Source organism: Mycobacterium zoologicum, assembly GCF_020181635.2.
Lineage (GTDB): Bacteria > Actinomycetota > Actinomycetes > Mycobacteriales > Mycobacteriaceae > Mycobacterium > Mycobacterium zoologicum.
Genome location: NZ_JAYJJS010000006.1, coordinates 103,011 through 116,862, shown reverse-complemented (window position 1 = coordinate 116,862; position 13,852 = coordinate 103,011). Strand labels below are relative to the sequence as shown.

Here is a 13,852-nt window from a genome sequence, read left to right as displayed (position 1 = left end):
TGCAGATCGCCAATACACTCGCTGGCGCCATGACCGAGATCTCCACCGAAGCAGGCCGCCGCAGAACCTTCGCGGTGATCAGCCACCCCGACGCGGGCAAGTCCACCCTGACCGAGGCGCTGGTGCTGCACGCCAAGGCCATCACCGAGGCCGGCGCCGTGCACGGTAAATCCGGCCGCCGCGCCACCGTGTCGGACTGGATGGAGATGGAGAAGGCCCGCGGCATCTCCATCACTTCGACCGCCTTGCAGTTCCCGTATCGCACGCCCAAGGGGCAGGACTGCGTCATCAACCTGCTCGACACCCCCGGCCACGCCGACTTCTCCGAAGACACCTACCGGGTGCTCACCGCGGTGGACTCCGCGATCATGTTGATCGACGCCGCGAAAGGCCTTGAGCCGCAAACCCTCAAGCTGTTCCAGGTGTGTCGCCACCGCCGCATCCCGATCATCACGGTGATCAACAAGTGGGACCGCCCCGGCCGGCACGCGCTGGAATTGATGGACGAGATCTCCACCCGGATCGGGCTGCGCCCCACCCCGCTGACCTGGCCGGTGGGCATCGCCGGTGACTTCAAGGGCGTGCTGGATCGCCGGTCGGGCAATTACATCCGCTTCACCCGCACCGCCGGCGGCGCCACCGCGGCGCCCGAGGAACACATCGATGCGGCCGCGGGGCACGACGCCGCCGGTGACGACTGGGACACCGCGGTCGAAGAGTGCGAACTGCTGAGCGCCGACGGCTCCGACTACGACCGCGAGGCGTTCCTGGACTGCTCCGCCTCCCCGGTGCTGTTCACCTCCGCGGCGCTGAACTTCGGGGTGAACCAGCTGCTCGACGTGCTCACCGAACTGGCGCCCGCGCCCAGCGGCGCCCTCGACGTCGACGGTGTCCGCCGCGACACCGACGCCCCGTTCAGCGCGTTCGTGTTCAAGGTGCAGGCCGGTATGGACTCCGCCCACCGCGATCGCATCGCCTTCGCCCGGGTGTACTCGGGCACCTTCGAACGCGGCGACGTGCTCACCCACGCCGCCACCGGCAAGCCGTTCGTCACCAAATACGCCCAGTCGGTGTTCGGTCAGCAGCGTTCCACCCTGGACACCGCCTGGCCCGGCGACGTGATCGGGTTGGCCAACGCCGCCAGCCTGCGTCCCGGCGACACGCTGTATTGCGATGTGCCCGTGGAGTTCCCGCCGATCCCGAGCTTCTCGCCCGAGCACTTCTCGGTGGCTCGCAACGTCGACCCGAGCAAGCACAAGCAATTCCGCCGCGGCATCGAGCAATTGGACCAGGAGGGTGTGGTCCAGGTGCTGCGCTCAGACCGCCGGGGCGATCAGGCGCCGGTGCTGGCCGCCGTCGGCCCGATGCAGTTCGAGGTGGCCGCCCACCGGATGGCCACCGAGATCGGCGCCCCGATCACGCTGGAGGCGTTGCCGTATCAGGTCGCCCGCATCGTCGAAGACGACGCCGTCGACTTCGTCAGCCGGCAGTCGCTGGCCGAAGTGATGACCCGCACCGACGGCGTGCACCTGGTGCTGTTCGCCAACAGCTGGCGGCTGCAGGGTTTCCAGCGCGACAACCCCGACGTGAAGCTGCGGTCCCTGGTCGCCGCCGAGGGATAACACTCAGGCGCGCAGCCGCACCAGCCGGGTCGTCGAACTCTCGTCGAGCTCCACCAGATCGGTGTGGGAGCGCAGAAAGTCGCTGAACGACTTGAAGCCCAAAGCTTTTTCGCTGAACGACGGGTCCATCCGCTTCATCTGGCCCTTGACCTGCGAGTTGTGCAGCCACTCGACGTCGTCTTTCTCCAGACCGATCTGCAGGGCGCGGGTCAGCAGCCGGGTGGCGGCCTGCGGGTCGGGGGAGTCCTGCTCCTCGGGTTCGGCCTTGGCGCTGCGCTTTGCCGGTGCGACGGTCGGGACGCCGGGCAGCGCGTCGTAGCTGACGAAGTCGTCGCAGGCCGCGGCCAGTGCCCGGCTGGTGGAGCCGGCCACCCCGATACCGACGACATAGCGGCCCAAGCGTTTACAGCGCTGCGCCAGCGGGATGTAGTCGGAGTCGCCGGCGGCGATCACCACATGGGTCAGGTCCGGCAGCCGGAACATGTCCTCGACCGCGTCGACCGCCAGCCGGATGTCCGCGCCGTTCTTGCCGTAGGCCGCCGCCGGGAACAACTGCACCAGATCGACCGCGCGGGCCACCAGTTGCTGGCGGTAGCCGGTGTTGACCTCGGCCGACCAGTCCGCGTAGGCGCGGGTGAGCACCAGCGTGCCGAACGACGAGGCGAAGTCGATGATCGCGCCGACGTCGACGGTGGCCTTGGCCAGTTTCTCCGGCTGCTGATCCAGGCCTTTGGCCTTGTCCTTCTGAAAGGAGTTGCGGCCGTTGACCTGGTCGTAGCGGGAGATCACGATGTTGTCGAAGTCGAGGTAGACCGCTACCCGGGTGTTGCCGGAGTCTGTCATGGACCCAGTGTGGCACCAACTAGCGGCGTCATCGTCCGGGGGAGACGGCCGGCAGGCCGACGGCTTGGGCGGCCTCGAACAATTGCCTGTCGTAGGCGACGAACGCGGTCAGTCTGGCACCGAACACCGCGTGCCCGGTAGCCAGGTGAATGGCATTGAGTGATCGCAGCATCGGGTCGGGATAGGCCGCGGCGGCAGCCCGAACCGCCTCGTTCACCTCGTACCGGGACACCCGGGCGAGCGTGGCCGGGACATCGACCAGCAAGGACGGCTCCGTCCGTCGGATAGCGCGAGGCAGCTCGACCTCAATCAGCTTTGAGGACACCCATGGCGTTGGCTGCTGTGCTGCAAGCCAATCGGTGAGCGCTTCGGTCTCGGGCTCAGGACGGATCAGCTTCACCAGCGCCGACGTGTCCAGATACAGCATCAGTAGCGCTCGTCGTCCCGCATCTCGCGCAGCAGTTCACCGGCCTCATGGTCCGTGCGCACCGGCCCGGAAGGATGAGGCACCGGCCCGTGAACGGTTGCCGGACTGAGCTGTCCCGACTGGATCATCTCGCTCAGCGGATCGTCCTGGGCCGGGACCAGGCGGGCGATCACCGTTCCCCGTTCGGTGATCTCAAGCTGCTCGCCCCGCTTGACGCGTGCGAGGACACCGGCGGTGTTCTGGTTCAGCTCGCGCACGGGCACCTCGGCCATGCGATCAATGGTACTACGATTTTGTAGTACATATGTCGGCGTCGTCACGCCTCCCGCAGCCGCAGCGCCAGCCCGGACGCCCGCACCACCCGCCGATCCAGCGCCGCGCGCACCGAGGCCTCTGACCCCACCACCCGCACCTTCGTCTTCGCCCGGGTCACCGCGGTGTAGAACAGCTCACGGGTCAACAGCCGCGACTCGACCGGCGGCATCAGCACCGTCACCTCGTCGGCCTGGCTGCCCTGGCTCTTGTGGATGGTCATCGCATACATGGTCTCGACCTCGGCGAGCCGGCTGGTGGCGAACTCCAGCGGCCCGGACGCCGCCGCGATCACCGCCCGCAGCCCCTGCTCGCCCACGACCACGGCCCCGGTGTCGCCGTTGCGCACCCCGAGCCCGTAGTCGTTGGCGGTCACCAGCAGCGGCCGCCCGGCATACCATTCCGACCACTGCGAGTCGCCGGTCTGCTCGGTCACCCACCGGCGGATCTGCTGGTTCCAGTGCCGCACCCCGTGCAGGCCCTCGCGATGCGCGCACAGCAGCCGGTGCTCATCGAGTGACTCCAGCGCCACCGCGGCATTGCCGAGCAATGCGGCCTGGCGCACCGCCAGCGCGTGCGGCACCACCAGGGCGCACAACTGCTGCGCCACCGCGGCCGGGTGCTCGGAGTCGATCCACTCCACATGCTCGCCGCCGGCGGCCAGCAGCGCGATCGCGGCGTCGGCGTCGCCGTCGCGGATCGCCACGGCCAGCGCGCCGATCGACTCCCCGAACCGGTGCGACGTCCGCAGCGTCGCCACCCGGGTGTCCGGGCGCGCGGCGAGCCCGTCCACCAGGTCGGCCAGCACCGCCCCGGCCTCCACCGACGCCAACTGGTCGGCATCGCCCACCAGGATCAGCCGGGCATCCGGGCGCATCGACTCCAACAGCCGGGCCATCAGCGTCAGCGACACCATCGACGTCTCGTCGACGACGATCACGTCGTGCGGCAGCCGGTTGGCCCGGTCGTGACGGAACCGCACCGAACTGTCCGGCCGCGAACCCAGCAGCGAGTGCAAGGTGGTGGCGCCCAACCCGGCGAGCCTGGCCTGATCGACGGGCTCCAGCGCGGCGACCTCCGCGGCGACGGCCTCGGTCAACCGGGCCGCCGCCTTGCCGGTCGGGGCGGCCAGCGCGATCCGTAACCTCGATGCCCCCGTCAGCTCGGCGTGCTCGGCCAGCAGCGCCAGCAGCCGCGCCACCGTGGTGGTCTTGCCGGTGCCCGGCCCGCCGGTGAGCACCGTAACCGGCTGCGACAGCGCGATTTCGGCGGCTGCCCGCTGCTCATCGAACTCGCCCGGCGGGAAAAGTCGCTCGAAGGCGGGCAACTGCGTCGGTGCCGTGCCGGGTGCCGAGAGCGCCAACAGGTCGGCGCAGACCTGCTCCTCCTCACGCCAATACCGGTCGAGGTAGAGCAGTCGACCGGCGGGGGTTTCGTAGAGCCGCAGCACCTTCTCCTGCACCAGCCGGCTGCCGCGCACCGCGGCCAGCCAGGCCTGCGGCTCCGGCCAGGACAGTCCTTCGGCAGCGTCGGCCTCGACCACCGACGACAGGTCCAAACACACCGAGCCGTGCCGCAGCGCCCGCACCGTCAGCGCCAACGCCAACGCGACGGACTCCTCGGGCTCACCGGCCAATCGGGTGATCCGTTGGGCGGCATGCACATCGGCGGCATCGATCACCCCGGCCTGGTTGAAGTCCCGCAACAGTCCGGTGGCCCCGGCCACCACCCGCCACTCGAGCATCCCGTTCATGCCGCCCGCCTCGCGTGCAACAGATCCGACAACGCCACCACCAGTGGCGTCGGCGGCCGCCAGTCGAACACCCCGGTCCGATGCCCGTCGAGCACGGGGGTGTCCGGCCCGCACATGCCGCGCACGAACAGATACAGCACCCCGCCCAGATGCGTGTCGGGATCGTAGTCGGGTAGCCGCCACCGCAGAAACCGGTGCAGCACAGCGGTATACAGCAGCGCCTGCAGCGGATAGTCCGAATGCAGCATCGCCGCGGTCAACCGGTCGAAGCCATAGTCGGCGGCGGTGTCACCGAGCCGGTTGGTCTTGTAGTCCACCACCAGGAAACGCTGCTGCGGCAGCCGCAGCACCACGTCGATCGACCCGGACAGGTAGCCGCGCAACGGCTGATCGCCCAGCGCCTCACCGGCCAGCCGATCGGCATACTGGGCGAACGGGTCGCCGGCGGGCAGGTGTTCGCGCAGCAGGGTGCCGACCTCGGCCAGCCGCACATTCGGCATCGCGCCGCGAACGTCGCCACCGGCGAGCGGAATCTCGAAATCGAGCTCCCGCAACCGGTCCCGGATGCCGATGTCGCGCAACGTCAACTCACCGGCCAGCGGCCCCAGCGGCGTGTCGTGCATGGGCACCAGCGCGGCGGCCAGTTCGGCGGGCGGCGCCTCGACCGACCACCAGGCGGCGTGCCGGCGCACCTGGGCTTCCAGTTCGGCCGGCAGGTCGGCGGCCAGCGGATCGGCGGTCTCCAGCACGGCGTGCACCAGCGAGCCGAACGCGGCCCCGGCGGGCAGCTCGGCCATCGGTGAGATCAGATCGGCCCCCGCCGGCGGCGACGCCACGGCGACCGGCACGTCGTCGGCCTCGTCGTCGCGGGCGGCCAGCTCCGGTTCGCTGTGCACCCCGGCCACCCCGCTCGCCTCGCTTTCCGAGGCGTGCCGGATCAGCCCGGAATAGGAGGTGCGCCGCCACCCGGTGTCGATGCGGCGGTGGAAGTGCCGGGCCGCAAGATCATCCGGCGGCGCCGCCAGCGTGACCGGGGCCGCCGGGGCGATCACCGAGTCCTCGATGACCAGTCCGCCGGCGTCCTCCCACTCCCTGAACCTCGACAGCGCTTCGTCGTCGGTCGGCTTGGGTTCACAGACATCGGGCACCTCGGCCTGGCCGGGTACCCGGCCCCGCAGCAGCCGGGACAGCACGCCGGTGGGCTCGTTGTGAGCGGGCGCCCACCACGCCACCACCTGAGACTGTGCCCGGGTCAGCGCGACATAGGCGAGCCGGATGTCGTTGCGGGCCGACTCGGTCACACTGAGCCGTTGTGCCACACCGTGATCGGGGCTGGCCGGGCCGCCGACATTGCGGCAGCGCACGCCCTCTTCGTGGTAGCGAGGGATGGGCTCGTCGGGCACCCACCGGTTGAACGCGAACGGCAGGTAGACGATCGGGAACTGCAAGCCCTTGGCGCCCCACACCGTCAGGATCTGCACGGCCGCGGAATCGGAGTCCAGCCGCCGATTGTGCTGCCCGCCCTTTTCCGCGCACTGCCGGCGCAGCCAATCCCGCAACGCCGGCAGGCCCAGCCGGTCACGGTGCGTGGCCTCGTGCAGCAGCTGCGCCACGTGCGCCAGGTCGGTCAGGGTGCGCTCACCGCCGTACTCGCCGAGCAGGCGGCGCTTCAGGCCGGCCAGCTGGGCTGCCTCGAACACCGCTGCCGGCCCGTGCAGTCGCAGCTCATCGGCCCAGTCCCGCAACGTCGAGGCGACGGTGTCGGTCAGTGCGTCGCCGCCGCCGGCCAGCTGTGCTGCGGTGTTGCCGAAGAACGCGGTGGCCGCCGCGGCTCGCACCAATCCGGCACGGTGGGTCGCGTCGAACGCCTCCAGCAGACACAGCCAGTCGGCCGCCGCGGCGGAGGTGAACACGTCGGCATCACCGGTGAACACCGCGGGAATCCCGGCCCGCTGCAAGGCATTCTGGCAGAAGCCGGCGTCCTTGCCGGTCTCGACGATCACCGCAACGTTGCCGGGGGTGATCAGCTTGCCGTCGAACTTCGCCTCGGCGGCGAACAGTGCGGCGATGTCGGCGGCCATGTCGGCGGGGATGTGCTCGCGCAGCGTGTCGATCGGGATGACGCGGTCGGGGCTGGCGCCGAATGCGCCGCGGCGGGCCACCCGCAGCCGGAACGGGGCGGTGCTGGGTGCGTCGGTGAGCCGAGATCCGCTGACCGCGGCCGCCACGTCGTGGACCACGATCCGCGGATCACCCAGTGCCGCACCACCCATCACGGTCTGCAGGGCGTCGACCAGCGCCGCGTCGCTGCGCCAGTTCTTCGCCAGCGTGTGCTGCTGCCCGGCGGTGCCTGCCGCCTTCAGGTAGGTGTGGATGTCACCGCCGCGGAAGGCGTAGATCGCCTGCTTGGGGTCGCCGATCAGCACCACCGCCGAATGCCCGACGAAGCCGCGTTCGATCACCTGCCACTGGATCGGGTCGGTGTCCTGGAACTCGTCGACCATCACGATCGGCCAGCGCTGACGCATCCGGTCGCGGGCCGGGGAGTCTTCCGGCTCGAGTGCCCCGGCCAGCCGGCGCAGCAGGTCGTCGTAACCCAACACCCCCAGCCGGCGCTTGCGCAGTTCCAGCTCCGCCGATACCGCGTTGACGAACCGCAGCCGTATCTCGGCCGCCGAACCGGGCTCGGGATCCTGCGGGCGCAGTTGGGCATACGGGTCGGAGATCACCACCCGGGCCAGTTCCAGCGCTTTGGGATAGCTGAGTGCCACCTCGTCGCGCTGCGAGCCGAACTGCGCGAGGTAGAGGTCGTCGACGACGCGGACCAGCAGATCGTCGAGGCTTTCCACCAGTTCGACGCCGGCGCTGGTGTCACCGGCGATGCCCAGCGACTTCAGCACCAGATTGCAGAATTGGTGGGTGGTGGCGATGGTCGCGGCGTCGAATCCGGCCAGCGCGTCACGCAACCGGCGACGGCGAACGTCCCGTTCCTCCACAGAGGCGTCGAGCAGGTGGGCGACAAGCTCATTGGGCTCGGTGGTGGCGGTACTGTCGAGCGCGGCCACCGTCTCCACCAGTTGGCGCCGCACCCGGTCGCGCAGTTCCCGGGTGGCCGCGCGGCTGAAGGTGATCAGCAGCATCTCGTCGAGGGTGGCGAGCCCTTCGGCCAGATAGCGGGTCACCAGCGCGGCCAGCGTGAACGTCTTGCCGGTTCCGGCACTGGCCTCCAGCACCGTGGTGGTGCCGCGTTGCGGCAGCGGGCCCAGCAGGTTGAATGGTTCCATCAGCGTGCCTGCCGTTCTGCGCGCAGCAGCGGCAGCCACAGCCGGGCCGCGAGCGCGCCTAGCCGGGTGTCCTCACCGTCGACCTCCTCGCCGGGCCGGGGCGGGCCCAGCAGAGCCTGCAACGGTGTGTGCGGGCCCCAGACCCGGACGCTGGAGTGCTCGGCATTCTCGCCGTCGTAGAACTTCGGGGCCCATTTCTTGGTGGCGTTCCAGACCGGGTCCCGGCCGCGTTGGCGGGTCTCGGCCCACGCGAAGGAGGTTTTGATCGGCAGCGGCAGTGGCTCGCAACGCCCGATGTCGTAGAGCCACACCAACTCTCGCAGCGCCTCGGCCGGCTGCTGCGGTGCTGCGAACAGCCGCTGCAGGACGCGCTCGCCGCCCGGGTCGCGGCCGATGCAGCGTGCGGTCCACTCAACGCCTGGACGCTGGGCAGCCAGAGCCACCAGAGCAATCCAGGACTGCAGCAGGTGCGTGTCGCGCAGCTTGGAGTAGTTCACCGACACCGTGGACGTGTCGAATACGCCGGTGACGGTGCCGGTCAGCCGGCGGCCACCGCCGATCTCCAGGTCGATGTCGTAAGCCTTCGGCTCGCCCACCCGATGCTCGACGGTCGCGGCGGCCAGCAATGCCGCCCGGTCCCGGATCTGTTTGGCCGCACGCCAGCCCAGCTGTCCCGGCGGCAGACTGCCGCGCCGCCACTCGGCGCCGATGGCGTCGGCCGGGTCGGCGCCGAGCAGCATGTCGCGCAACATGCGGTCGCCGATCGCCCATTCGGCGAGCCCGCCGATGTCGATGGGCATGGCTTCTTCGACCTCGTCGACTTCCCAGGGCAGCGTGAAGTTCAGTGCGCCGAAGAAGCCCTTGATCGGGTCCTTGAAGAACTTCAGCAGGTCGGTGAGGGTGATATCGCCGGCCGGCGGTGCGGGCAACGGGTTGTCGATGAATTCCTGTGCAGCACAGCGACGTCCGGCGGCGGTCCGGGCGGCCATCGGCACGGTCGGGTCGAAGGTGAAGGGCTGCCCGGGGATCAGCTTGCCCGGTTCGACGTTTTTGGAGTCGAACGGCTGCAGCGGGTGCTCGATGACGATCCGGTTGCGCAGCGGCGCGGCGGTGGTCGCATCCAGTGCGTCGAGTAACTCGGCCAGTGGCACCGCGGGCGGGTGGGAGTGCCCGGAGTGTTCGTCGGCGCCGGTGTAGGTGATCACCAGCTGCTCGGTGGCCGCGGTGATGGCATCCAGCAGCAATTGCCGGTCCTCGGAACGGATGTCGCGCTCCCCGGTCATCGGGCGACGGGCCAGCACGTCGTCGCCGTCGGACAGATCCAGGCGGGGGAACACCCCGTCGTCGACGCCGAGCAGGCAGACCACCCGGTGCGGCACCGACCGCATCGGCACCATGGTGCACACCGTCAGCGTTCCGGTGCGGAAGTTGGCCCGGGTGGGGCGCCCGGCCAGGTGCCCGGAGAGCAGCACGCGCAGATCGGGGAGACGCAACTCGGTGTCGCCGCGGGCCGCCGCACCCTCGAGAACCTGGCCCAACTCGCGCTGCAGATGCGCACTCTGCCAGGCCTCGCCGCCGCTGTCGGCCAGTTCGGCGACCCCGTCGCGCAGTGCGGCGATCCAGTCGTTCAGCGGGCGGGTGCCGTCGAGCCGCTCGACGGCGGACTGCAACCGGGCGACGAATTCGGCCAGTTTCCCGGCCAGCTCCACCTGGCTGCTGCCGACGTCGTCCAGCGGCAGTGCCGTGTCCAGCCAGGCGTGCGAATCATCGGACATCGCCACCCCGGTCAGGATGCGGTCCAGCCCGAAACGCCAGGTGTTGTGCACGATCTGGCCCAGGCCGTAGCGCTCGCGGGTGTGCGGGTCGAAGCCCCACCGGATGTTGGCGGTGCGCACCCAGGTGGTGATCTGGGTCAGGTCTTCCTCGGTGAAGCCGAACCTCGCCCGGACCGGTTCGGTGTGGGCGAGGTTGAGCACGGCGGTGGCGGTGGCCCGGCTGCCGGCGATCTCCAGCAGCTCGGCGGCCACCGCCAGCAGGGGATTGGTCTGGGTGAGCGCCCGGTCGGCGAGTTGGACCCGCAGCCGGTGCGCGGGATGGGTGTCACCGGCCAGCTCACCCAGCCCGAAGTCGGCGACGATCAGCGGCGCGTAGGTTTCGATGTCCGGGCACATCACCACGATGTCGCGTGGTTCCAGCGTCGGGTCGTCGTGCAGCAGCCCGAGCAGCACCTCCCGCAGCACGTCGACCTGCCGGGCCGGACTGTGGCAGCTGTGCACCTGCACCGAGCGGTCCGCGGCGGCCGCGGTGCGGCCTTCGGGGCGCACCTGGTTGGCGCTCAGATCGGATTGCAGCCAGCCCAGGATGGTCTCGGGACGTGTTGCGGCACCGAGGCATTCATCACTGGCGGGTGAGGGCGGCAGCGCGCGTTGCAACTCACGCAGATCACGGCCCAGGGTCTCCAGCAGCGGATGGTGTGCACTGTGCCGGGACTGGTCCTGTGTGCGCGGGATGCTGCCGTGCACACCGCGCAACTCCCGCCACAGCGCGTCGGAGGGATGCGGCAGCCACAGATGCAGGTCGTGGTGGGTGGCCAGGGCGTCCAGCAGCTCGATGTCGGTGCACGCCAGCCGGGTGTGCCCGAACAGGCTCAGCCGCGCCGGCAACGTCTGGCAGGCCGCGCCGCGCAGCCGGGCGACGGTGTCGCGGTGCCGCACCGGCGGCGGATCGATGCCGACGGCCTCCACCAGTGCCCGCCACAGCGGCGGCTGCCAGGCCAGGTCCTCATGTAGGTCACCGGGAGCGCCGGCGCTCCAGTCCACCAGCAGCTGCGGCCGTTGCCGGGCATAGGAGGCGAACAGCCCGGCCAGCCGACGGGCCACCGCGTAACGCCGGCCGCGGCGCAGCTCACCTTCTGGGGAAGCATCACCGTGGCCCAAATGCCTTGCCAGCGTGGCACACCAGGGCGCGTCCAGGTTCGCGTCGATGACCGCCAGCAACGGCCAGGCCAGGGCGTCCGGCGACCACGGGTCCTCATCACCGGTGCCGGTGACCTCGGCGATCAGCGAAACCGGGCTGCGGAACTGAACCCCCGCACACACCCCGTCGCCCTCGGGGCCGGCGCCCAGTACGTGCGACAGGCGCTGGGACAGCCACCGTTCCACCCCGCGGGCCGGGACCAGCACCAACTCCTGGGTGAACGGGTCGGCCGGCGGGGACGCCAACAGGGCGCCCAGGCCGTCGGCGAGGGCGTCGGTACGTTCGGCGCGGTGCAGGTGCAGTCCCATCGCCGCCACCATAAACCGCACCGCCGACAGACCGTGCTCGTAGTGTGGACCTCGTGAAAGCGGTCAGCTGCAGCAACGCCCGACTCGAAGTCGTCGACCTGCCCACTCCCACACCGGCCAAGGGCCAGCTGCTGCTTGACGTGCTGGCGTGCGGAATCTGCGGTTCGGACCTGCACGCCCGCCAGCACTGCGACGACGTCGCCGACATCATGGCCGAGACCGGCTACGACGGGTTCATGCGCTCGGATCAGCAGGTGGTGTTCGGCCACGAATTCTGCGGCGAGGTGCTTGATCACGGTCCTAGGACCCGCAAGGCGCCGCGGGCCGGCACCCGGGTGGTCGCGGTGCCGTTGGTGCGCTCCGGGAACGACGTTCATGCGGTCGGGCTGTCGCAGTGGGCGCCGGGCGGTTACGCCGAGCAGATGCTGGTCGAGCAGTCTCTGGCATTGCCGGTGCCCAACGGACTGTCGTCACAGGCCGCCGCCCTCACCGAGCCGATGGCCGTTGCATGGCATGCGGTGCGGCGCAGCGAAGTCCGCAAGCGTGACGTCGCCATCGTGATCGGCTGCGGGCCGATCGGACTGGCGGTGGTGTGCATGCTCAAGGCCCGCGGGTTGCGCACCGTGATCGCCGCCGACTTCTCACCCGGACGGCGTGCGCTGGCCACCCGGTGCGGCGCCGACGTCGTGGTGGACCCGGCTCAGGACTCGCCGTACGCCGCCGCGGCAGGCCACGGTCACCTGGAGGCCGCACCGGACGCCCTCGGCCTGGCCGTGAGCACCGTGGAGAAGCTGTACAAGGCACGACTGCCCTGGTGGCATCTGTGGCGGGCGGCCGAGGCAGTCGGTGCGGCCAGCCCGAAACGCCCGGTGATCTTCGAGTGCGTCGGCGTGCCAGGCGTGATCGACGGGATCATCACCGGCGCCCCGCTGTACTCCCGGGTGGTGGTGGCCGGGGTCTGCATGGACCACGACGCCATCCGGCCGGCGATGGGGATCAACAAGGAGATCGACCTTCGGTTCGTATTCGGTTACACGCCAATGGAATTCCGTGACACCCTGCACATGATCGCCGAGGGCAAGGTAGATGTCTCACCGCTGATCACCGGCACGGTCGGCCTCGGCGGGGTGGCGGCGGCGTTCGACACGCTGGCCGACCCGGCGCAGCACGCCAAGATACTGATCGACCCGAAGAGCCCGCTGCAGGAGGTGTCATGACTTCCGGCATCAAGCGCATCGCGATCAGCACCGGCGGCGGTGACGCGCCCGGTCTCAACGCGGTGATCTACGCCGCGACGCTGGCCGCCCGCAACCGCGGCTGGGATGTGGTCGGCATCCGGGACGGCTTCACCGGGATCCTGCTGTCCGACGACTACGCCGACGGTGGGCTGATCGAGCTGACCCGCAACCGGGTCCGCGGCATCATTCACCAGGGCGGCACCATCCTGGGCAGTACCAACCGGGGCAATCCGACGTCGTACCCGATGCAGCAGGCCGACGGCAGCTGGATCGAGGTGGACCGCACCGAGGAGCTGCTCGGGCGCTTCGCCGAACACGGTATCGACGCGCTGGTGACCGTCGGCGGCGACGGATCGCTGACGATCGGAAACCATTTGCACGAGGCCGGGTTGCGCCTGGTCGGGGTGCCCAAGACCATCGACAACGACCTGGATCGCACCGCGGCGACGTTCGGATTCGCCAGCGCGGTCGAGTTCGCCTCGGAGTGCATCGACCGGCTGTTCTCCACCGCCACCTCGCACAGCCGGATCATCGTGGTCGAGGTGATGGGGCGCTACGCCGGTTGGATCGCCCTGCACGCCGGCATGGCCTCGGGTGTGCACGCGATCCTGATCCCGGAGATCCCCTACCGCCTGGAGCCCATTGCCGAACTGATCGCCGAACGCGCACAACGAGGTTCGACGTACTCGATCGTGTGCGTGGCCGAGGGGGCCGTACCGGTCGGTGGCGAGCGCACCGTGGCGGCCAAGTCGGTGGGGCAGGCCGAACGCCTCGGCGGGGTGGGCGCCAAGGTGGCCGCCGAACTGGAGGCGCTGACCGGGCGGGAGTCGCGTGCGGTGGTGCTCGGCCACCTGCTGCGCGGCGGATCGCCGACCTCGCAGGACCGGCTGCTGGGGTTGCGTTTCGGGGCGGCGGCGGTGCGGGCTCTCGACGAGGGGTACAGCGGGGTGATGGTGGGGCTGAACCCGCCGACGGTGGACTATGTGCCGCTGGCCGAGGCCACCCGTCGGCAGAAAACCGTTCCGCCGGAATGTGATTCGATTCAGACCGCGCGCGATGTCGGAATCCGCTTCGGCGACGAGTAGGGGT

The 13,852-nt window shown here is 70.0% G+C and carries 9 protein-coding genes; 3 read left to right on the top strand and 6 right to left on the bottom strand.

Annotated features, from left to right (window positions below; translation table 11 throughout):
- The first annotated feature begins 29 nt into the window (after positions 1 to 29).
- A complete protein-coding gene (locus K6T84_RS07370; RefSeq protein WP_224864441.1) occupies positions 30 to 1,622 on the top strand; it encodes a peptide chain release factor 3 in 1,593 nt (530 codons plus the stop codon).
- A 3-nt stretch (positions 1,623 to 1,625) separates the two neighbouring features.
- Here K6T84_RS07370 and K6T84_RS07365 read toward each other — a convergent pair whose 3' ends face one another.
- The 6 genes from K6T84_RS07365 to recC are packed head-to-tail and all read right to left on the bottom strand — an operon-like array spanning position 1,626 to position 11,525.
- Positions 1,626 to 2,465 (bottom strand): NYN domain-containing protein, encoded by an 840-nt coding sequence (locus K6T84_RS07365; RefSeq protein ID WP_224864442.1) that lies wholly within the window; start codon positions 2,463 to 2,465, stop codon positions 1,626 to 1,628.
- Positions 2,466 to 2,493: 28 nt separating this feature from the next.
- Complete coding sequence (locus K6T84_RS07360; protein WP_224864443.1) at positions 2,494 to 2,892, bottom strand: type II toxin-antitoxin system VapC family toxin; 399 nt, start codon at positions 2,890 to 2,892, stop codon at positions 2,494 to 2,496.
- On the bottom strand, positions 2,892 to 3,164 hold the full coding sequence (locus K6T84_RS07355; RefSeq protein WP_224864444.1) for a type II toxin-antitoxin system Phd/YefM family antitoxin: 273 nt from the start codon (positions 3,162 to 3,164) through the stop codon (positions 2,892 to 2,894). Before K6T84_RS07355 ends, K6T84_RS07360 begins: the two co-directional genes overlap by 1 nt.
- 44 nt (positions 3,165 to 3,208) lie before the next feature.
- The gene (recD, locus tag K6T84_RS07350) at positions 3,209 to 4,948 is read right to left on the bottom strand and encodes an exodeoxyribonuclease V subunit alpha (RefSeq protein WP_225401957.1); all 1,740 of its coding nucleotides are present in this window, start codon (positions 4,946 to 4,948) and stop codon (positions 3,209 to 3,211) included.
- Positions 4,949 to 4,953: 5 nt separating this feature from the next.
- The gene (recB, locus tag K6T84_RS07345) at positions 4,954 to 8,241 is read right to left on the bottom strand and encodes an exodeoxyribonuclease V subunit beta (protein ID WP_225401380.1); all 3,288 of its coding nucleotides are present in this window, start codon (positions 8,239 to 8,241) and stop codon (positions 4,954 to 4,956) included.
- Positions 8,241 to 11,525 carry an exodeoxyribonuclease V subunit gamma gene (recC, locus tag K6T84_RS07340; protein WP_225401381.1) on the bottom strand — a complete coding sequence of 1,095 codons (3,285 nt, stop codon included), beginning with the start codon at positions 11,523 to 11,525 and terminating at the stop codon, positions 8,241 to 8,243. Before recC ends, recB begins: the two co-directional genes overlap by 1 nt.
- Positions 11,526 to 11,578: 53 nt before the next feature.
- Between recC and K6T84_RS07335 the strand changes: the two genes are divergently transcribed.
- Together K6T84_RS07335 and K6T84_RS07330 are read left to right on the top strand one after the other, a co-directional pair.
- Entirely contained in the window at positions 11,579 to 12,742 is a 1,164-nt protein-coding gene (locus tag K6T84_RS07335; RefSeq protein WP_225401382.1) for a zinc-binding dehydrogenase, read from the top strand.
- Positions 12,739 to 13,848, top strand: a complete 1,110-nt coding sequence (locus K6T84_RS07330) for a 6-phosphofructokinase (RefSeq protein WP_225401383.1) — start codon at positions 12,739 to 12,741, stop codon at positions 13,846 to 13,848. The genes K6T84_RS07335 and K6T84_RS07330 overlap by 4 nt, the downstream gene beginning before the upstream one ends.
- Positions 13,849 to 13,852: the final 4 nt, after the last annotated feature.